The organism is Ekhidna sp., from assembly GCF_040223195.1.
GTDB lineage: Bacteria > Bacteroidota > Bacteroidia > Cytophagales > Cyclobacteriaceae > Ekhidna.
Genome location: NZ_JAVKDX010000007.1, coordinates 81,651 through 102,434 on the forward strand (window position 1 = coordinate 81,651; position 20,784 = coordinate 102,434).

Sequence of the window (20,784 nt, forward strand, 5' to 3'; positions counted from 1 at the left end):
GGCTTTTTTACTATAAGCAACCTTTGGGGAAAAAATGCATCTTATATAGTAACCAAAAAGGACTATCATGCTCAAAAACTACCTAAACGTCGCACTGAGAAACCTCAGAAAACACAAGTTTTATTCATTTCTCAACATTTTCGGATTGGCCATTGGATTAGCCTGCTTCATGCTTATTTCACTGTTCATCAAGGATGAGCTAAGCTATGATAAACATCTTGCTGATGCAGATAGAACCTATCGAGTCGATTTCTTTGCCACACTAAATGGATCAGATCATGTTTCCGCAAACGTAGGGGCACCTACAGGTGTGGCCATGAAAAATGACTATCCTGAAGTAGTGGATGCAGTAAGGGTTCGTAATTCCGGAAACTGGTTTATCAAGAGACAAGGAGAAACAGAGACATTTAAAGAAGAGCACGTTCTTCTCGCCGATTCCAATGTCTTTTCATTTTTTGGCCTCCCCCTTGTTTATGGTAATCCTGAAAATACACTGGCCAGACCAAACACATTGGCCATAGACCTCTCTACCTCTAAGAAGATTTTTGGAGATATCAATCCAGTGGGAGAAGTTGTGGTACTTGATAACAGAACAGACTATGAAGTGGTGGCGGTTTATCAAGATATTCCTGAAAATACCCATTTCCATCACAATGTAATGCTCTCCATGAGTTCATTTGAGTGGACAAACAATCAAAACTGGCTGAGCACAAACTTTAACACCTACATCAAATTAGATGAAGGAGCTACTATTCAGGAATTGGAAGCCAAAATTCCTGATATGATCGAAACGTACTGTGGGCCACTGATTGAGCAGTTTTTAAATATGAATCTGGAAGAATTCAGGAATAGTGGCAATGCCCTTGCCTTCCCTATTTTTCCGCTAAAGGATATCCACCTCCACTCCAACAAATCAGAAGAATTGGAAGCAAATGGAGACATCAAGTATATCTACATTTTCTCTGCAGTAGCACTCTTTATTTTGCTACTGGCTTGCATCAATTTCATGAACCTGGCCACAGCGCGATCTGCCAGCAGGGCCAAGGAAGTAGGCGTGAGAAAAGCCATGGGCGCATTCAAAAAGCAACTGATCAATCAGTTCATTTCCGAAGCGATGGTAATCTGTTTCATTGCATTCATTTTCGCTTACATTATTTCGTTTCTAGCCATTCCGGGATTCAATATACTGGCAGGCAAAGAGCTTTCATTTACAAGCCTGCTAGACGCTCAGTACATTCTTTTCATGGTAGGAATTATGATTTTGGTAGGGCTGCTGGCCGGCAGCTACCCTGCATTCTACATGACCATGTTTAAGCCTGTAGAAGTATTAAAGGGCACCATTCGTCAGGGATTGAAAAGTGGGCCCATCAGAAGCGCATTGGTGGTGTTTCAGTTTTCCATTTCCATCATCATGATCATTGGCACAGCCATCGTATTTGATCAGCTCTCATTTATCCAGAACAAAAAGCTGGGGTATGACAAGGAACAAATCCTGATGGTGAATGACGCCTGGATTCTCAGGGATCAGGCAGAAGCTTACAAAAATGAAGCTTCCAGAAATTCCAAAGTGATCAGCAGCACATTGACCAGTTTCATTCCAGCAGGAAATTACAACAACTCAAACCTGTATTTCAAAAATGCTACGGCGGCTTCTGATGAAAGTCTGGTGATAGGAACTGCCACCGTAGATCATGATTTTTTGAGCACCATGGGGATTACCATGAAAGAAGGACGGTTCTTTTCCAGGGAATTTGCCAGTGATACCATGGCGGTGATCATCAATGAGACGGCCGTGCAAAGATTTGGATATGACAACCCAGTAGGATCAAAGCTCTATACCCATGATGGACCGGATGACAATCCGACCATCGAAGGATTTAGGATTGTCGGTGTGGTAAAGGATTTTCATTACAAATCCCTGCGAAACAACATTGAGCCACTCGTCCTCCATTTAGGACAAAACGCCGGGTTTGCGCTCTTCAAGGTCCAAATGGAAAACCTTGACGAGACCGTTGCGCATTTGGAATCAACGTGGGACGATTTTGTGCCGGGACAACCTTTTGAGTACCAATTCATGGATCAACGATTTGACTTAATGTATGAGTCTGAGCAAAAGGTGGGACAAATATTCTCTGTATTTGCTGTGCTTACCATCCTTATCGCATGCCTGGGATTATTTGGTCTGGCCGCCTTTACTGCCGAGCAAAAAACCAAGGAAATCGGAATCCGAAAAACTCTGGGTGCCTCCGTTTCCAGCATTGTCAACCTGCTTTCCAAAAACTTCATCAAACTGGTGGTGATCTCCTTCGTGATAGCCATTCCGGTAGCTTCATTTGCGATGAACTACTGGCTTGATGATTTTGCATACCGAACGGATTTGAAACCATCAACCTATATCATTTCAGGGATTGCAGCATTGACTATTGCATGGATTACCATCAGCTTTCAATCCTGGAAAGCCGCAAGGGTCAATCCTGCACAGTCTCTAAAGGATGAGTAACACTTGTTTAATCATTAGATAATATCATTAAACAGTTATCCACGTATCCACAAGTTATCCACAGCCCCGATTCTTCGGGGCTTTTTTTATTCCACATCGGTTCGCTTTGTGTTATTTTGAAGTGAATATAATCCACCTCCTATGTACCTCATTTTCGATACAGAAACCACCGGACTTCCTCATAACAAAACAGCACCGGTGGAGGATCTGGACAATTGGCCCAGGCTCGTTCAAATCGCATGGCAGCTACACGATGCAACGGGTAAACTACTATCCACCGGCAACCACATCATCAGGCCTGAAGGCTTCACAATCCCATTCAATGCAGAAAAGGTACACGGCATCTCCACCCAGCGAGCGCTGGATGTCGGTGAAGATTTAGTCGGGGTTCTCGATAAGTTTTCGGGCGATGTGAAACGAGCCGAAGTTCTGGTAGGTCACAACATTGAGTTTGACAACAAGATCATAGGTGCGGAATACCTGAGAACCAATAAGGAGAACCTGCTTGCCGATGCAAAAAATATCGACACGGCTGAAGACACTAAGGAGTTTTGCCAGCTGGAAGGAGGGCCCGGCGGAAAGCTAAAATCACCAAAGCTCATCGAACTTTATGAGAAACTCTTCGGAGAACCATTTGCAGATGCACATGATGCTGCATACGATGTAGATGCTACCGCAAAAGCCTTCTTCGAGTGCTTGAAGCGATCCATCATCCCTACCATTGATGAAACAAATCCGTCGGACATTTCTTACGAATCTCCCAATCTGGATGCTGCCAACTTTGCCACCAAGAGAGAAAAATCTTCTGGCAAGCTCGGCTCGGAAGAAGTAAAGGCAGAAGATATCAAAGAGGCCTTTTGCCACCTGCATGGGCACTCGCAGTTTTCGGTGCTGCAAGCCACACCAGATGTGGGGGCCATCATTGCCAAAGCCAAAGCCTACGACATGCCGGCTGTGGCCATTACGGATTTAGGCAATATGTTCGGTGCATTCAAATTCGTGCGGGCTGCCAAAGGTGCAGGTATCAAGCCAATCATCGGATGCGAATTTTATGTAGCTGAGGAAAGACAGAAGCTTCAATTCACCAAAGACAATCCAGACAAGCGATTCAGGCAGGTACTCTTGGCAAAAACGAAAAAAGGATACGAAAACCTAATCAAGCTAAGCTCCATTGCCTATAAAGAAGGAAACTATGGCCTCTATCCGCGTATCGACAAAGCACTCATTGAACAATACAAGGGGGATTTGATCGCCCTCAGTGGTAGTCTGGGAGGTGAAATCCCTCACCTTGTTCTCAATGTGGGTGAAACGCAAGCTGAGGAAGCCGTCCTTTATTGGAAAGGACTTTTTGGCGATGACTTCTATCTGGAACTAAACCGTCACGGGCTGGAGGAAGAAAATAGACTCAATGAAATCCTGGCTGGCTTTGCAGCAAAACACAACATCAAGCTGATTGCAGCCAATGAGTATTTCTACCTCGATAAGGACGATGCGAAAGCCCACGATGTACTGATCTGCATCAAGGAAAATGAGAAACAAAGCACCCCAATTGGTCGGGGAAGAGGATTCCGCCCCGGTTTACCCAACGATAATTACTACTTCAAGAGTCAGCAGGAAATGAAGGAAGCTTTTGGCGATGTACCGGAAGCAATTGAAAATATCTCTGAGCTGGTAGATAAGATTGAGGAATATTCCCTTGAACGTGATGTCCTCCTCCCCGCTTTCGGCATACCTGATGAATTTAAAAACCCTGAAGACGAGAAAGACGGAGGAAAAAGAGGTGAAAATGCTTACCTGCGCCACCTCACCTACCTGGGTGCTAAAAAACGTTATCCGGAGTTGACCGATGAGATTCGGGAACGAATAGATTTTGAGTTGGAAACCATCGCCAATACCGGATATCCCGGCTACTTCCTCATCGTGCAGGATTTCACCGCCAAAGCCCGGGAAATGGGTGTGGCCGTTGGCCCTGGCAGGGGATCAGCTGCCGGATCGGTGGTGGCCTACTGTATTGGGATCACTAATGTTGATCCCATAGCCTACGATCTCCTTTTTGAGCGTTTTCTGAATCCGGACAGGGTGTCTCTTCCCGATATTGACATTGACTTTGACAATGAAGGAAGGGAAAAAGTGATCAAATATGTGATTGACAAGTATGGTTTTGATCAGGTGGCGCAGATCATTACGTACGGTACGATGGCTCCCAAATCTGCTATCCGGGATGCAGGTAGAGTGATGGAGCTTTCACTGCCTGAAACAGATGCTATAGCCAAGCTGGTGCCGGAACGACCTGGCACTAAATTCACTAAGGTTTTTGAGGAAGTAAAAGAGCTGGAAGAACTGAGAAAAGGGAAAGACCTCCCCTCTCAGGTATTGAATCAGGCGGTCGTTTTAGAGGGGTCTCTTCGTAACACCGGTATCCATGCCTGCGGTGTGATCATCACCCCGGATGACATGAGCAAGTTTGTTCCTTTGGCCAAGTCTAAGGATTCCGAACTTCTTGTCACCCAATTTGACAACAGTGTAGTTGAAGCTGCAGGAATGCTGAAGATGGACTTTCTGGGTTTGAAAACTTTGTCCATCATTAAAACGGCTGTTGAAAATATCGAAAAGCGGCATGGGATTAAGATTGACATTGACTCCATTCCGCTGGATGACCAAAAAACGTACGAGCTCTATCAACGAGGAGAAACCAACGGTACGTTTCAGTTTGAGTCACCCGGCATGCAGAAACACCTGCGTGCGCTTAAGCCGGATAAGTTCGAAGACCTGATCGCCATGAACGCCCTGTATCGTCCCGGTCCGATGGAATATATCCCCAACTTCATCGCCCGGAAGCATGGCAAGGAAAACATCTCCTACGATATCCCCGAGATGGAGGAATACCTGGCCGAAACCTACGGAATTACAGTCTATCAGGAGCAGGTGATGCTCTTATCCCAGTCTCTTGCTGGATTTACAAAAGGTGAGGCAGATGTATTGCGAAAAGCGATGGGTAAGAAAAAGAGGGATGTCCTTGATGAGATGAAGCCCAAATTCATCGAGCAGGCCAAGGCCAAGGGGCACCCTGAGGATAAACTTGAAAAGGTATGGACCGACTGGGAAGCTTTTGCAGCGTATGCCTTCAATAAATCTCACAGTACGTGCTATTCGGTGGTGGCTTATCACACGGGCTATCTCAAAGCAAATTATCCGGCAGAGTATATGGCCTCTGTACTCACGCACAATCAAAGCAGCATAGACAAGGTGAGCTTCTTCATGGAGGAGTGTAAGAACCGAAACATTCCGGTATTGGGGCCTCACGTCAATGAATCCCAAAAAGACTTTGCTGTAAATGCCGAAGGAGAAATTCGTTTCGGGATGGGTGCCATCAAAGGAACGGGCGAGTCTGCAGTTCAGGCTATCATTGAGGAGCGGGATGCCAACGGTCCGTTTGAAGATATCTTTGATTTTGCAAAGCGAGTCAATCTCCGAACGGTGAATAAAAAATCGTTTGAAAGTCTTGCAAAAGCTGGAGCTTTTGACTGTTTTCAGGACTACCACAGACGTCAATATGTGGATCCTGATGATGAGAACACTTCGCTCATTGAAAAGGCTATCAAGTATGCCAACCGTATGCAAGAAGAGGAAGCTAGTAATCAGTCTTCCCTGTTTGGAGGCTCGTCCGGAACAGACATTGCCAAACCTAAAGTTGGCAGAATTGAGCCGTATGGTCAGATCGAGAAGTTGAACATTGAGAAGGAAATGGTTGGTCTTTACATCTCAGGCCATCCGCTCAATCAATTCAAATTTGAGATGGATCATCTCACTAATGCTGGCATACACCAGCTGTCAGAGCTTGAAAAGTTGCAAGGGAATGGCAATATCCGAATTGGCGGGATAGTGAGTGACGTCCAGCACCGGACTTCTAAAAAGGGCAATCCATTCGGACAGTTTACCCTAGAGGATTTCAACGACAACTACACCTTTTACCTCTTCTCCCAGGATTACCTCAAGTTCAAACCGATGCTTGAGAAAGGGTGGTTTCTTTATATCTCAGGCAATATTCAGAACCGCTGGAACAGTGAAGAGCTGGAATTCAAAATTCAGAACATTGAGCACCTGAGTGAGATACGTGAAAAGATGACAAAAGGACTCGAACTTAAGTTGCGCCTGGAGGACGTTAATGCTGTAATTGTTGACGAAGTTGAACGAATTGCTGAAAAATTTCCAGGAAAATCACTATTAAAAATGTCGTTGGTTGGGGTTTATGAAGAGCGAGCGATCAACCTCGAAATGCTGAGTAGGAAGTTTACCATTGACCCCACAGATGAGCTGATCAAAGAATTGGAAGGCATTGATGAGGTCAAGTACCGGGTATTGCTTCAAAAGAACTAAGTGTCAAGTGTGCAACAATCCAAACTTTTAAGTGATCAGAATAAACTATTCAAATTACTTTTGTGTTCGAATCTCAAGCAATCAAAAAAATCAATAATAATACAATGGCAAAAGCAGTAGAAATTACGGATAGCAACTTTGAAGAAATCATCAATTCTGATCAGCCGGTGTTGGTTGACTTCTGGGCAGAGTGGTGTGGACCATGTAAAATGATTGGCCCTGTGGTGGAAGAATTGGCGAGTGATTTTGAAGGAAAGGCAGTAATCGGAAAGGTAGATGTGGATGCTAATCCGGAAGTATCTGCTAAGTTCGGTATCCGATCCATCCCCACCCTTCTTGTATTCAAGAATGGCGAGATTGTAGACAAGCAAATAGGCGCAGTTCCTAAAAATGTATTGAGCGATAAGCTAACCGCACAGATGGCCTAAGCCAAAGTAAAAAATCTCTAAGCCTCAATGCCCATGGTATTGGGGCTTTTGTTTTTTATATCAATCTTTACTCAAAAAAATAAAATGAGATATACACTAGTCTTACTGCTGATATTCACCTTTTCATTTGTGAAGGCTCAGCGACCAGGGATGATGGAAGATTTCGAAATCCGGTACGATAGCATGGAGCAGGTAAAGGCAGAACTGAAGCTTTCCGATGAACAGTTCGCCAAATGGAAAGAAGTCAATGATAGGTATTATCCGCAATTGGCGCAGATAGAAAAGCTTGATTCACTGGAGAATCGTCAGCGAATGATGCGGGTGCGTAAAATCCAAAAAGACAGAGATGCTGAACTGAAGGAATTCATCTTTGCTGCACAATGGGAAAAATATGAGATGATGCAGCGAACAGCCCAACGGGAGCGAATGAAATCGAGGAGACAGGAGATGATAGATAAGAGGAAGCAACGAATGGAGGAAATGAAAGAAGAGGAACCTGATGGTGGGCAATAAATGATCCTCAATCTCATTTCAGGCCCAAGGAATATCTCTACCGCTCTCATGTACTCCTTCGCTCAGCGAAGTGACACCAAAGTGGTGGATGAGCCTTTCTACGCACACTATCTCATCCAAACCGGACTGGATCATCCGGGAAGGAAAGAAATCATCGAAAGCATGGCTGCTGATGCCAATGAGGTGCTGGATGAGATAAACCGGCTCGCAAAATCTTATGACATCCTATTTCTTAAAAACATGTCTCACCATCACGAGGGCCTGGACTGGAGCTACCTGAAAGACATGATCAATGTATTTTTGATTCGTAATCCCAGGCAGCTAATTGCTTCTTTTTCTCAGGTGATCCCCAATCCCACCCTTCAGGATATTGGTTTGAAGCACGAAGCTCAACTTCTGGACTATGTCATAGATCATGGAAACCACGCTCCCATTGTCATCGACTCGAATGGCATCCTTCCCGACCCTCAGTCTGGACTGGAAGAACTGTGTGGAAAAATCGGCATTCCATTCGAGCCTCAAATGCTGTCATGGAAGGCTGGCCCAATAGTGGAAGATGGCATATGGGCTAAATATTGGTACAAGAATGTGCATCAATCCACCGGATTTGCAAAACAAAAAACCAGCGAACGGCCTCTCCCCGATCATTGCAAACCACTATATCTGGAGGCCCTTCCCTATTATGAAAAACTGAAAAGCTATATTTAATCAAAAGTTCCAATCATTATTATGCTGCAGCAATACAATCCTAAAAACAAAGACATACAGGTATGGGTGGGTGATCAATTGTATCACCGAAATGAAGCAAAAGTCTCCGTATTTGACAGCTCCGTGCAGGGGGGAGATACAGTATGGGAAGGTCTTCGGGTTTATAAGGAAGGTATCCTGCATCTGGAGAGGCATCTGGATCGGATGTATGAGTCGGCCAAAGCCCTGCACTTTGCTCATGTCCCCACCAGGGACTTTGTGAAGAAGGCAATCAAGCAGACGCTGGAAGCCAACAAGATGACGCAAGATGTGCATATACGGCTGACACTGAGCCGGGGAGAAAAAGTGACTTCCGGGATGGATCCGCGTCTTAATCAGAAGGGAAGTTGCCTGATTGTGCTGGCAGAGTGGAAGCCCCTGGTCTATGACAATGAAACCGGCATCCGGGTAATCACCTCCACCCAACGGAGAAACGGCCCACAATTTCTCGATTCCAAAATCCATCACAGCAATCTGCTCAATAACATCCTTGCTAAGATCCAGGCCAATGTGGCCGGCGTGGATGCTGCGATCATGCTCGATGAGCGAGGGTTTGTGGCAGAGCTAAACGATACCAACCTCTTCCTGGTGAAAGACGGCATACTCTACACCCCTTACGCCAATGCCTGCCTTCATGGGATCACGCGCTCATTTGTCATAGAACTAGCCCACATCAACGGCATCCCCTGCCATGAAAAAGACCTGAGCCTGGTGGAGTTTTACAATGCCGATGAAGTATTTGCGACCGGTACCATGGGTGAGCTTACCCCAGTGGTGGAAATAGACGGACGAAAGATCGAAAGTGTGACTGGCTCAGACATGCGGGAGCAGCTTTCCATTTTTATGTTTGAGCAGCTGGGGGAAAGGTGTGAGAGGTTGTGAAGTTTTGAAACATATACACCCTGGCTTGAAGTAACTAGTACCACCGGATAGTGGGTTGTTACGACATCAACGTAGTGATAGTCATGGATGGTTTTTAGTAAATCTCCCTCAGCTTTTCGTGTAGGCTTTGGCGTGGTGACCGAGATAGACGAGCAAGGTGCCAATAAGAAAGCCAAAGTGGATTTTGAACAAGCCGGAGAGAAAACGCTGCTGCTGAGCTTTGCCAAGTTGAGGATTCTGGATAAGTAATCCTTTAAAATTCCAAAACAGGTATATTTGAAAGTGGCTTATATTTTTAAGAGTGCGTATTATATTCCTGCCTTTGCCGGCAGGCAGGCAACAACAAACGCTTACAAACGATAAATAATTGATTTTGTAACTGTAAGTCAGTTAGTTAGATGAACCGCACTTAAAAAATGTATAAGAAAAATAACGCGCACAGTGCGCGTTACATTAATGTTACATGTCAGTTGCACCTTGATCATATGAAATCAATACTTTCCAAAGAACTCTTTAAAAAAGAACCCAAGAAAATCATTCGAACAGTCGGACTATTCTACGCCGGAATTGGAGCATGGTGCTTCTTCGGGCTAACTCTGATGAACTCAACTATGAGCAACTTCCCAAAGGATGAGGAATTTGAAGGGTTCAACCGGACTTTTGAGATTCTTCAGAACATCTGGACAACCTACATGCCACTATTGATAATTATTGGACTCGGCATGGTTGCTTTTTCATACGCATATGAACGGCTTCATGAACAACGAATCGCAATCCAAACAGGAATACTTATAGCATCTACAATTTGGGTAATTGCTTACTCGATAGCCAGCATCCCCTATCTCGAAGCTTTCCAGTCAATCGCACCTGAACAGAACGGTATATTTAACGGACTAACTTACATTTTCGCAGTATTCGGATTTGGTGCTGTATTCGCTCTAATGACTATTCCAAACTACAAAGTGCTCAAGAAACTGAAGGCCGAAAATACCGACATGTAACAGACGCTGATCGGGCATATGTCTAGGTGCCTTCTGGCTGATTTCAGTGCAACTCGACCGTGATATCTGCCGCTGGGAAAGGTCGGTGCTTTATAATGACTTCAGTTTGCAGGATTTTTCACTTTCTGAACGCAGTGCCACTCTGATACTTTGGAAGCACCGGCTGATTCATTAGTTTTATCGGAACTTGCTAAGCTCGGGGCGCACTCCTGCTAGCTTAGCGTTATACAAAATTTACTGCATGAACTGTCCGAACTGTAACAATGAAATTCTGAACGAAAACATAAACGTTCAAACTGATATCGCAAAGTGTCAGAGTTGCAACAACATTTTTAAAATTTCTGATGCCCTAACCGATTCAAACTCTGACGGTTTTGACTTGAACAACCCTCCTAAAGGAACTTGGATAAGAAGTGAAATGAACCAACTTGTTATCGGAGCTACAACTCGATCGCCAATCGCATTCTTCCTCGTTCCGTTCATGGTAGTTTGGTCCGGTGGATCAATTGGAGGAATCTACGGAACACAACTCGCAAAAGGTGAATTCGATCCATTCATGTCACTATTTGGAATTCCTTTCTTAATTGGATCTATAATTTTCTGGAGTCTCGCTCTAATGGCGATTTGGGGTAAAGTCGAACTAACGTTAGACAAACACGGAGGCAAAACTTTCACGGGATTAGGGAACATCGGACTAACAAAGAAATTCACATGGGATGAAATCTCTTCTGTAAGAGAAAAACAATCAAATTTTAACTACCCAGGTAGTCAAGGTGGATCAATACTTCTAGAAGGTAAACGGAGAATCTCATTTGGAATGGGTGTGAAAGAAAGCAGAAGATATTACTTGTTTAGAGCGCTGAAAAACATACTTTCTAAGGTGAAATCGAATAAAAACTTTGTATAACAGACGCTGATCGGGCATATGTCTTGGTGCATTCTGGCTGGTTTCGGTGCAACTCGCCCGTGAATCTGCCGCTGGGAAACGACAGTGCTTTCTACCAACTTCTGCTCGCAGGAGTTTTTGACTTGCGGAACCTAAGCTGGTGCGCGTTTGAAACGCGTACCTCAAAATCCAACTGTAGCTGAAGATTCCGGCACAAGGCCAGAATGACGTTCCAATAAAGTCATATCCCCTCCCGTTCTCGTTGTAACCGGGTTGCGTAGACGAGGATGCCAATGTTACCCCCCCGCCAAATCCAGCAGCAACGTATACTCTTTTACTTTTTCAGCGTCATCAAGTTTTCTGGCCAGCTCCAGGATCGTATTGATCGTGCTTTTGTTGAACGGGTCATCATACCGGGCAATCTCATAATGCCGGATAGCTTCTTCATAGTACTTTTTTGCTTTAGTCATCGCCTCCAGATCAGCAGCGTTTTCAAAAATAATGTCGCCGGCCTCCTTGTTCGTCTCCCCTAGCAAAGCACTAATGGATGAGTTCACTCCAAGCTTTTCGGCAAAAACCAGGCATTCAATACGCCTGTCCAGCAGTTCGGTCTTCGCATCTGCTCCATCGGCCTTCTTTGATTGTTTTTCGTAAGCATCCGCCTGCTCCATGACCAAAACATTGAGTCGGGCATAGGCCTTTGTTATTTGCTCCTCCCAGCTATCATCATGCTCAGCTACTTCAGAAAGATTTTCATATGCAAGCCTGATCGGATCAGATTCCGCAAAGTCCCTCTTCTCTGCACGCTCCAGCCATATCAATCCCCGATAGAAATAGATTTTTGCAACAGAAGACTCAGTAAACATCACCTTCACTTTCTCCGCCTCCGCAAAATCTACCAGGGCCTCATCATATTCCTTAGCCATGAAATGTCGAATCCCCGAATCCACATAACTTTGGCCACCGGCAAGCAAGGCTGATACAAAAAACAGTATAAAAGCAATTGGTTTCATGGCGAGTGATCTGGTCATCTATAATACCACATCTGTGCAATCTGTAACCAAAAAAAATGGCATAACAGCAAATGTCCAAGAATGATCCTATCATATTACCTGAAAAGTACTATTTGGACTACTTCAATTACGTTCTGGAGTTTGTGGAAAGGCAATATGATCACATCCTGGACCAGCCCGAGCACCTGTTTTATCAGAGCTTCCGGGATTTGTCCGAGCAGGCCCAATGCCTCTACCTGAGGTTCTCCAACCGACGGGGGGATTTCTTCCGGATCAGTAAGATTTCCTATGCTGAAATCCCCGACCTGCACCAAGCGAAAGAGGAATTATTGTATCAGGGATTTATCCGGATCAATGAAAACCCTGATCCCGGCCAGTTCAGGCTGTTCACCAAATCGGAGCTAATATCCATTTTCGGGTTTCTTAGTCCCGCTCAGAAAAAGGAAGAAATCCTGACCGAGCTCACCGATGCGGATATTCGACTCATCCACGAACAAGAGGAGATTGCCGAGGTGCTGAAAAATGATGAAGTGGACTTCATCAAGCTGCTATTCTTCGGGCACAGGGGCGGACAGATGACCGATTTTGTCGTTCGCGATGTGGGCAATGTGAAAATTGAAAAGCTGGACGAGTCGAAGTTTAAGCCCTGGTTTGGCTCACGGGAAGAGGCGCTCTCTATGATGCACATTTCGCAGCTCAGACGTATGATATACGAAATCCAGGAAGCCGGACTGCCGCTGGAAGACTACCTGGAAGAGATGCCCTGGAACACCTGGCTCTCCTATCCCAGGTCTGCTAAATCCGCCGAAAAGCTTTTGCTCAAAATAGCTTACTACTTCGAGCAAATGCAGCAGCCGGAATTGGCGCTGCACTACTACTCCTTCACCGATAGGCCACCGGCCCGGGAGCGGAAAGTGCGGCTGCTGGACAAGATGGACAAGAAAGAAGAAGCGGTAACTATCGCCCGGGAGATGTCAGAGCATCCGTCCAATGCATCAGAACTGACCTTCGCCACGGATTTCCTGAATCGAAAAGGAATCCGCATAAACCGGAGCATGACCGAGCGCCTGAAATCAGCACCTGCTATAGAAATCCCTCGGCCCACCATTAATGTTGAAAAGGCCGTTTTAGAGTATTATGAAGACAAAGGCTGGCAGGGACTGCACGCGGAGAATTACCTCTGGAGGGGCTTGTTTGGTTTGGTGTTCTGGCATGTGATTTTCGATGAAAGTCTCGGCTCCTTTCATCACCCCCTGCAGCGCCAACCGTCCGACCTCAACGACGCGGTTTTTTTTGAGTCCAGACAGGAAAGCCTGAAAATACAGCTGGATAAACTTAAATCCCGGAAACAGTTACTCAAACATGTTGCAAGCCTACATGCTAGCAAGCAGGGCATTGCCAACCGATTCGTCTACTGGCATGAATCGCTCCTCCCATCGCTGGAAGTGATGATCGATCGGGTGCCGCTGAAAGGATTGAAACTGGTGCTACTGGAGATGTCTAAAAACATGAAGGAAAATAGTGCAGGGTTTCCCGATCTCTTTATTTGGAAGAGGAAGGAATACCACTTTTATGAAGTGAAATCCCCCAACGATCATCTATCGGCCCAGCAGCTCTTCTGGCTGGATTTTCTCGCTTCCGTCAAAATCAATGTGGATGTGCTGCGGGTCAACTATATCTAAACAAAATCGTAACTTTAAATTGTTAAATAAACAGACAATGAAGGTATTATTGGAAATTCAGGACAACAAGGTTGATTTCGTAATGGAACTGCTTGAGAATTTGAAGTTTGTGAAAGCCAGGCCCCTTGATTCTGGTAAAGTTGAGATGCTGGGGGGCATTCAGCAGTCTGTGGAAGAATTGAATCAAATCAAAGCTGGGAAATTAAAAGGGATTCCAATCCAAGAATTGCTAGATGAGCTTTGAAATCATTGCTACCCCTCATTTCAAAAGAGAAATCAAGAAGCTTTCAAAAAAGTATAAATCGCTCAAAGTTGATTTCAGCAGGCTAGTCGACCAACTAAAGAGCAACCCATCCCAGGGTACGCCTCTTGGCAATGATTGCTTTAAAATCAGAATGGCAATCACATCTAAAGGAAAAGGTAAATCGGCTGGTGCAAGGATCATTACTCATTTCTATTTTGATGGCAATAAATTGTTTCTTCTCAGCATCTTTGATAAATCCATTCAGGAAACAATTACAAAATCTGAGCTTCGCGCTCTTCTTGAGAATATAAAAAAATAAGTGCTTTGTTTAGTCTTTGGGAAAAACAGTCCTTCCTTACTTCTGATGTACTAATTATTGGTGCAGGCATCACCGGACTCTCCGCTGCTGCTACCTTGAAAGAGCAATCACCCGATCTGCAGGTAACCGTATTGGAGCGTGGCGTACTTCCTTCCGGAGCAAGCACCAAAAATGCAGGGTTTGCTTGCTTTGGCAGTGTATCGGAGCTGCTCAGCGACATTAGCACCATCGGTGAAGACGGAATGGTGGGGCTGGTGGAAAAACGCTGGGATGGCCTGCAAAAAACCTGTCAGCGACTGGGCAGAAGCATGATCGATATCCAGGTCAAAAGCGGCTATGAGCTGATCTTTGAGGAGAAATCGTCGGTCATTGAAAACATCGAGCGGGTGAACGCTCTGCTAAACCCATTCTTTCAGCAAAATGTCTTTTCACTAAGCAATGATAAAATCCCGCAATTCGGATTTGGACAAACCCATCACCTCATTGAAAACCCACTGGAGGGCCAGCTGGATACCGGGAAGCTGATTTCATCCCTTTGGAAATATTGCGCCGAGCTAGGCGTGCAGGTATATACCGGCTGTGCAGTTGAGAATATCATTGAGGAAGAAAGCAAGGTGATTGCCCAATGCAAAGAACTGAGCTTTGAGGCCAAAAAGTTAGCTGTGTGCACAAACGCATTTACCAGAAAACTTATAAAAGAGGATTTGGATATTTCTCCCGGTCGAGGCATTGTGATGAGTGTTATTCCAGAGAAGGATTTGAAATTCGAGGGAACCTTTCATTACGAGGAAGGCTACTATTACTTCCGGGACTACTATGGCAAGCTGCTGTTCGGAGGGGGACGAAATCTTGCAATGGAAGACGAGACTACCACGGAGTTTGGCGTCAATCAACAGATTAAAGAAAAACTCCTTGAGGATTTGAATACCATCATCCTGCCAGATCAGAAATACGAAGTAGAAATGGAATGGTCCGGCATCATGGCTTTTGGCACAAGCAAGCAGCCAATCGTAAAGCGTATATCAGATAGAGTGGTAGCCGGTGTGCGATTGGGTGGCATGGGTGTGGCAATCGGCAGTCTAGTGGGGGAAGAAGTGGCCGAGTTGATTTTAAACTCTTAAATTATCCTTTTTAAATAAAACCCCAGAACCTAGCCCTTCATCACCATAATTCCAGGAGGCATTTTCCCACCTTACATAGTATTCCAATGGATTTATGAAATCCTCTAATTTCTCAAACCAGATTGATAGGTTTTCTAATAAATTTGATTCATTGCCAAGGTCATCTGGGGAGAAAGTAATTTCAAGAAAATAATCATTCTCCTCTGGTGAAAGGAAGAATTGAAGCTTCTTTATTGGCTCTTCAATATTTTCTACTTCAATCATCAGATAGTCAAAATCCTTTTCAAGTAGATTATCTGGTATTGTATAACTAGGTTTAACGCCCTGAGAAAGTGTTGCTTTTCCATTAGGATAAATGCAATGAATCCATTCAATTGAAGCTTTTGCTTTATTTAGAGACAATCTCGAAAATGTGATGTCTATCAGCGAACTATCTCTAGAATTAAGAAGATTTAAAAACTCTTTCAACATCTACTTAAACTGTAAGCTTTACAAAAAAGGTACTCCCCTTCCCTAGCTCAGATTCTACCCACACTTTACCTCCGAGATCCTGAACGTATTTTTTCACGATGGATAGCCCCAGCCCGGTGGAAACCTCGCCACCCGTTGGCCTGGCACTCAGCTTTTGAAACCGGTTGAATATCTTTTTCTTATCCTCCTCCGAAAATCCTGGTCCTTCATCCGATACCTTGAAGATCACACTATCATAATTGCAATCCGCTCTCAACTCCACGGAGGTATTCGCTTCGGAGAATTTCACAGCGTTAGAAACCAGGTTTTCCAAAACAAGCAATAACAACAGGTGATCCGTACGGATGATGTTATGATTTTCACAAAATCCCACAGCAAGCTCAATGTTCTTCTTAGCAGCAATTGGCCGGTACCGCTGCACTACATCCTTCATCACCACCCGAATGTCCACCCGTTCATTCAGCACCTTTACCCGGTTTCCTTCCAGCCCATCCACATCCAAAATCTTAGTTACCATCTTATTGATCCGCTCAGCACTGGCCGTGACCTGGTCCAGCATCTTGGCCTCCACCTCAGACAGCTTCTTGCTCATGTTTTGATTTACAATCTCCGCCACCATGATGATCTGGCTAAGTGGTGACCGAATATCATGGGCCAGGATGCGCACCAGATTATTTTTTTCCTCATTAAGAGCCACCAGTTGAGCATTTCGGTTCATCAACTGCTCATTCTTCAGCCTGATGTCTTCCTGCTGTTCTTCAATCTGGTCTTTCTGCCCTACGATTACCGTCGTGGTTTTTTGATTTTTATAAAAGAGATACGCTATCACAAATAAGAATATGGAGACGATAAAGATTCCCCACATCAATATCCGTCTGGTAGCTTGCTCCTCCTCCAGCTTCAAATTGGCATTTTTTATCAACGCAAGCTGCATTTCCTTCTCCTTCGTGAGGATCGATGTGCCTAGCTCCTCTCCTTTATAGATTTCATCAATAAACGTGTATAGTTCGTCTCCAAGGTAGGTGGAAATAATTTTTGAAATTGTTGCCCTGTACTTTTGAGATGTTAGGAATTCGTCCAAATACGCTTTCCATTTACTTTCCTTTGGGAGTATGAATGCATAGCCACGACCCTGTGATGTGAAAAAATTCTGCCGCGTCACCTCACCTCCGCTTTTGATAAGCATGAGATAAATAGGCAGATCAATAAACCCAAACTTGTCTGGTTCATTCCTGATTGCTTCCAGGATGTTCTTATCACTCTCGATGAATTCAATCTCAAATGAAGCACTAAACTGACCCTTCAACTTCCTAAGCAAAGACTCATACTTCGTGTCCCTGATGGTGACAGCATTTAGTTTGTTCAGCATTTGATCCATCTCTTCAAAAGATCGGACAATGGAAGTGCCGTTGCTCGAGACCATCACTGTAATATCCGGAAAATATGAAGTAGTAAAATCTGCATATACCAATCTCTCATCCGTAATGGAGAGCGCAGATACACCAACTGCATTAGGGATTTTGTCCTCCTTCATCACTTCCAATATGTGAGAGAAGCGCTTGGCTTTGATCCAGTTTGGCACTATATCCATTCCCTTTTCAGCCTTCATAAATTCTGCAAAAGCCAAAAGCATCTCATACTCCACACCAGTAAGAATCCCGCTATCATCTTCATAGATGAAAGGCTTAGATGTGTACCAATAAAGATCTAGGGTCTCTGCCGATTGTGGAACCTGCGGGCTAATACTAAAAGATGCCATCTGAATGCAGAATGTCAGCAAGAAAACTAAAAGGTGGCGGTGCATGAGTTAAATATGGCGAATTTGTCTGGAATGAAAAATTGGTAGGCACTGTATCGAACCTATCCTACTTAAAAATAACCCTAAAATCACAAAACCATCTATACATGCTTTCGGTTATGCTAATGATTAATACTTAAATCATGGCAAAAAAGACCGTTTCAAAATCGTCCATCCAAAAAGGATATCAGAATTATCTTCTTGAAGAGGGTAAGAAACCTGAGACCGTTAGAATCTTTACTAAGCATCAGAAAATTGCAGATGAAGACTTCTACAAACATTTTGGGTCTCTCAAAAATGTAGAAAAATCCATTTGGGAAGATTACTATCTCAAAACCTTGAAAGTAGTGCAAAACGATGCGGACTTTGAGGAGATGAGCGGAAGGGAGAAGCACCTCTCTTTCATGTATACCATGTTGGAGATCATGAAATCAGACCGCTCCTACATTTTGCACAAACTGGAGGGTAAGAAACCACATGAGCTACCCTCGGAGCTACGCCAGACACAATCGATTATTGTGAATTCTGAAATAGACTGGGCCAAGACTTTCGACTTCCTGCCTGAAAAGGCACATAAAACCACCCAGTCTGCATACCGGCGAATGCTCTGGTCCCACAGCATAGCCATGATCATGTTCTGGGTGAAAGACGACTCAGGTGATGCAAAAGACACAGATATTTTTATTGAGAAATCCACCCGCACCGCTTTTGATATCGGAGAGCTACCGGCGCTGGACTCCATCATAGACCTAAGTAAGTTTTTTCTACAACGAATGGGATTCGCTAAAGCGACAGCATAGATGGCAAAAGAATTGGATCGAATCCCGATTGGGAAAGTAAAGCGTGCCAGCAAGTTTGTGACCACCGGGGCAAAAGTTGGTGCCAACTATGTGAAAGCCTACAGCAAAGCTGCCATCAAAGGCAAGCTGGATAAAGAAGAGCTGGATAGCGACAATGCACGCGATATTTATGATTCGCTGAGCGAGCTAAAAGGAAGTGCACTGAAAATGGCCCAATTGCTCAGCATGGATCAAAATGTGCTGCCGAAAGCTTATTCTGATAAGTTTGCAATGGCCCAGTACAGCGCCCCACCTCTATCCTATCCGCTGGTGAAAAAGACGTTTATTGAAAACCTTGGCAAAGCTCCGAACGAGATTTTTGATGCTTTTGGAAAGAGTGCGAGCAATGCCGCATCTATGGGCCAGGTTCATAAAGCCGAACTCAATGGACAGCAGCTTGCGGTAAAGGTTCAGTATCCCGGAGTAGCGGATAGCATCAAAAGCGACCTAAGGCTTGCCAAGCCCTTTGCACTCAAACTGATGAACGTGAAAGGCAAAGACGTGGAGCCTTACATGAAAGAGGTGGAAGACAAACTACTGGAAGAAGCTGACTATGAATTGGAGCTAAAGCAATCGCTGGATTTTGCCCAAAAATGTGAAAAACTGGAAGGTGTATTTTTCCCCACGTATTATCCCGAGCTCTCCGCACGGCAGATCCTGACTATGAGCTGGATGGATGGTGAGCCGATAGGTGCTTGGATGAAACGGGAGCAATCCCAGGTAAGCAGGGACAAACTGGGACAGACTCTATGGGATTTCTACATGTTTCAAATGCACAGCCTGCGGATGATGCACGCCGATCCACATCCGGGGAATTTCATCATCGATGATCAGGACAACCTCGGCGTGATTGATTTCGGATGCATCAAGCACATCCCGGAAGATTTTTATGAAGCCTACTTTGAGCTGGCCAGCCATGAGGTACTGGAAAATCCGGATAAGGTAGATCGACTTTTCCGACAGCTGGAAATCATCAGGCCAAATGACTCGCAGAAAGATGTGGCCACAGTAACCGAAATGTTTACCGGGCTCATTCGGCTGCTGTCCCGTCCATTCAATCAGGGCTCCTTCGATTTTGCTGATGAAGCGTACTTCAGAGAGATTTACCTGAAAGGTGAGGAAATTTCCAAAGACCCTGAGATGAACAAGTTGCAGGCAAGAGGTTCACGGCATTTCATTTATTTCAACAGAACTTTCTTTGGGTTGTACAATATTTTGCATGCACTAAAGGCGCAGGTAAATACTGCGTCGGTCGACTTTTTGTCGGTGGCTTAGGCCTCCGTCGGAGTAAAAAATTTCTATCAAAATATGCTCAAGCCACGCTACTTTTGCACCGCTTTTAAATGACTTTGTATCGCAAAGTCCAGGGGGTGGAAAAGCTTTTTCGCCTCGTGGAAAAGGATGTGGCCACCTTTCAGCAAGCCACTGAGATGAAATGCAAAACAGGATGCGGAATGTGCTGCCTCAAGCCGGACATTTCAGCATCTCCACTCGAGTTTTTGCCTTTTGCCTACCACCTTTTCAAGACGAATCAGGCTCATGAATGGCTGGAGAAATTTAGGAAAGACGATCGCAAGATTTGTCACAATCTGAATGCTATGCTTGGTAATCAGGATGGGGGCTTTTGTTCATCCTATCAATACAGAGGGCTGATTTGCCGGTTATTTGGGTTTTCGGCCATGCTTGGTAAAAACAAAGTTCCTCAGCTAGTGACCTGCAAAACTATCAAAGAAGAATATCCGGCTTCAGTGGCAAGGGCAAACGCCATGATCGATCAGCGAAGGTATGTTCCTATCCTCAGCAACTACTATCATCAGCTCCGAATGATTGATCCGGATTTGGGCAGGGATATGATGCCCATCAACAGGGCAATCGCTGAAGCAATCAAGACGGTACTTGCCTATTACAGCTATCGGAACCCGCGGAAAGTCGGGTAGAAAAATGGGATGAGATCGGGAATAAT

The 20,784-nt window shown here is 44.7% G+C and carries 19 protein-coding genes; 16 read left to right on the forward strand and 3 right to left on the reverse strand.

The window, feature by feature from the left end; translation table 11 throughout:
- Nucleotides 1-67 precede the first annotated feature (67 nt).
- From RLN88_RS03175 to RLN88_RS03215, 9 genes are all read left to right on the forward strand, one after another.
- Complete coding sequence (locus tag RLN88_RS03175) at nucleotides 68-2,500, forward strand: ABC transporter permease (RefSeq protein WP_350219927.1); 2,433 nt, start codon at nucleotides 68-70, stop codon at nucleotides 2,498-2,500.
- A 141-nt stretch (nucleotides 2,501-2,641) separates the two neighbouring features.
- Entirely contained in the window at nucleotides 2,642-6,877 is a 4,236-nt protein-coding gene (gene dnaE, locus RLN88_RS03180) for a DNA polymerase III subunit alpha (RefSeq protein ID WP_350219928.1), read from the forward strand.
- An 89-nt stretch (nucleotides 6,878-6,966) separates the two neighbouring features.
- Nucleotides 6,967-7,305: a thioredoxin gene (trxA, locus tag RLN88_RS03185; protein ID WP_350220004.1), complete on the forward strand. Its 339-nt coding sequence runs from the start codon at nucleotides 6,967-6,969 to the stop codon at nucleotides 7,303-7,305.
- 84 nt (nucleotides 7,306-7,389) lie between these two features.
- Nucleotides 7,390-7,818 carry a hypothetical protein gene (locus RLN88_RS03190; protein ID WP_350219929.1) on the forward strand — a complete coding sequence of 143 codons (429 nt, stop codon included), beginning with the start codon at nucleotides 7,390-7,392 and terminating at the stop codon, nucleotides 7,816-7,818.
- Nucleotides 7,819-8,526 carry a sulfotransferase-like domain-containing protein gene (locus tag RLN88_RS03195; protein ID WP_350219930.1) on the forward strand — a complete coding sequence of 236 codons (708 nt, stop codon included), beginning with the start codon at nucleotides 7,819-7,821 and terminating at the stop codon, nucleotides 8,524-8,526.
- A 21-nt stretch (nucleotides 8,527-8,547) separates the two neighbouring features.
- Nucleotides 8,548-9,447, forward strand: coding sequence for an aminotransferase class IV (locus tag RLN88_RS03200; RefSeq protein ID WP_350219931.1), 900 nt, complete (start codon nucleotides 8,548-8,550; stop codon nucleotides 9,445-9,447).
- An 87-nt stretch (nucleotides 9,448-9,534) separates the two neighbouring features.
- A complete protein-coding gene (locus RLN88_RS03205; RefSeq protein WP_350219932.1) occupies nucleotides 9,535-9,696 on the forward strand; it encodes a hypothetical protein in 162 nt (53 codons plus the stop codon).
- Between the two features lie 236 nt (nucleotides 9,697-9,932).
- Nucleotides 9,933-10,448 carry a hypothetical protein gene (locus tag RLN88_RS03210; protein WP_350219933.1) on the forward strand — a complete coding sequence of 172 codons (516 nt, stop codon included), beginning with the start codon at nucleotides 9,933-9,935 and terminating at the stop codon, nucleotides 10,446-10,448.
- Between the two features lie 241 nt (nucleotides 10,449-10,689).
- Nucleotides 10,690-11,355: a hypothetical protein gene (locus RLN88_RS03215; protein WP_350219934.1), complete on the forward strand. Its 666-nt coding sequence runs from the start codon at nucleotides 10,690-10,692 to the stop codon at nucleotides 11,353-11,355.
- 275 nt (nucleotides 11,356-11,630) lie between these two features.
- On the opposite strand, the gene RLN88_RS03220 is transcribed toward RLN88_RS03215, so the two are convergent.
- Nucleotides 11,631-12,365: a hypothetical protein gene (locus RLN88_RS03220; RefSeq protein WP_350219935.1), complete on the reverse strand. Its 735-nt coding sequence runs from the start codon at nucleotides 12,363-12,365 to the stop codon at nucleotides 11,631-11,633.
- 53 nt (nucleotides 12,366-12,418) lie between these two features.
- Here RLN88_RS03220 and RLN88_RS03225 point away from each other — a divergent pair, with 53 nt between their 5' ends.
- Genes RLN88_RS03225 through RLN88_RS03240 form a run of 4 tightly spaced genes read left to right on the forward strand, consistent with a single transcriptional unit; the run spans nucleotide 12,419 to nucleotide 15,713 of the window.
- Nucleotides 12,419-14,029 (forward strand): VRR-NUC domain-containing protein, encoded by a 1,611-nt coding sequence (locus RLN88_RS03225; RefSeq protein ID WP_350219936.1) that lies wholly within the window; start codon nucleotides 12,419-12,421, stop codon nucleotides 14,027-14,029.
- Nucleotides 14,030-14,066: 37 nt separating this feature from the next.
- Nucleotides 14,067-14,273 (forward strand): hypothetical protein, encoded by a 207-nt coding sequence (locus RLN88_RS03230; protein WP_350219937.1) that lies wholly within the window; start codon nucleotides 14,067-14,069, stop codon nucleotides 14,271-14,273.
- Entirely contained in the window at nucleotides 14,263-14,592 is a 330-nt protein-coding gene (locus tag RLN88_RS03235) for a hypothetical protein (RefSeq protein WP_350219938.1), read from the forward strand. Before RLN88_RS03230 ends, RLN88_RS03235 begins: the two co-directional genes overlap by 11 nt.
- 5 nt (nucleotides 14,593-14,597) lie before the next feature.
- A complete protein-coding gene (locus RLN88_RS03240; RefSeq protein WP_350219939.1) occupies nucleotides 14,598-15,713 on the forward strand; it encodes an NAD(P)/FAD-dependent oxidoreductase in 1,116 nt (371 codons plus the stop codon).
- On the opposite strand, the gene RLN88_RS03245 is transcribed toward RLN88_RS03240, so the two are convergent.
- Together RLN88_RS03245 and RLN88_RS03250 are read right to left on the reverse strand one after the other, a co-directional pair.
- Nucleotides 15,702-16,184 carry a hypothetical protein gene (locus tag RLN88_RS03245; protein ID WP_350219940.1) on the reverse strand — a complete coding sequence of 161 codons (483 nt, stop codon included), beginning with the start codon at nucleotides 16,182-16,184 and terminating at the stop codon, nucleotides 15,702-15,704. The genes RLN88_RS03240 and RLN88_RS03245 overlap by 12 nt on opposite strands.
- Before the next feature lie 4 nt (nucleotides 16,185-16,188).
- Nucleotides 16,189-17,943 carry an ATP-binding protein gene (locus RLN88_RS03250; RefSeq protein WP_350219941.1) on the reverse strand — a complete coding sequence of 585 codons (1,755 nt, stop codon included), beginning with the start codon at nucleotides 17,941-17,943 and terminating at the stop codon, nucleotides 16,189-16,191.
- A 182-nt stretch (nucleotides 17,944-18,125) separates the two neighbouring features.
- Here RLN88_RS03250 and RLN88_RS03255 point away from each other — a divergent pair, with 182 nt between their 5' ends.
- The 3 genes from RLN88_RS03255 (at nucleotide 18,126) to RLN88_RS03265 (ending at nucleotide 20,758) form a co-directional block, all read left to right on the forward strand.
- On the forward strand, nucleotides 18,126-18,782 hold the full coding sequence (locus RLN88_RS03255) for a hypothetical protein (RefSeq protein WP_350219942.1): 657 nt from the start codon (nucleotides 18,126-18,128) through the stop codon (nucleotides 18,780-18,782).
- Nucleotides 18,783-20,096 carry an ABC1 kinase family protein gene (locus RLN88_RS03260; RefSeq protein WP_350219943.1) on the forward strand — a complete coding sequence of 438 codons (1,314 nt, stop codon included), beginning with the start codon at nucleotides 18,783-18,785 and terminating at the stop codon, nucleotides 20,094-20,096.
- Between the two features lie 95 nt (nucleotides 20,097-20,191).
- On the forward strand, nucleotides 20,192-20,758 hold the full coding sequence (locus RLN88_RS03265; RefSeq protein ID WP_350219944.1) for a YkgJ family cysteine cluster protein: 567 nt from the start codon (nucleotides 20,192-20,194) through the stop codon (nucleotides 20,756-20,758).
- Nucleotides 20,759-20,784: the final 26 nt, after the last annotated feature.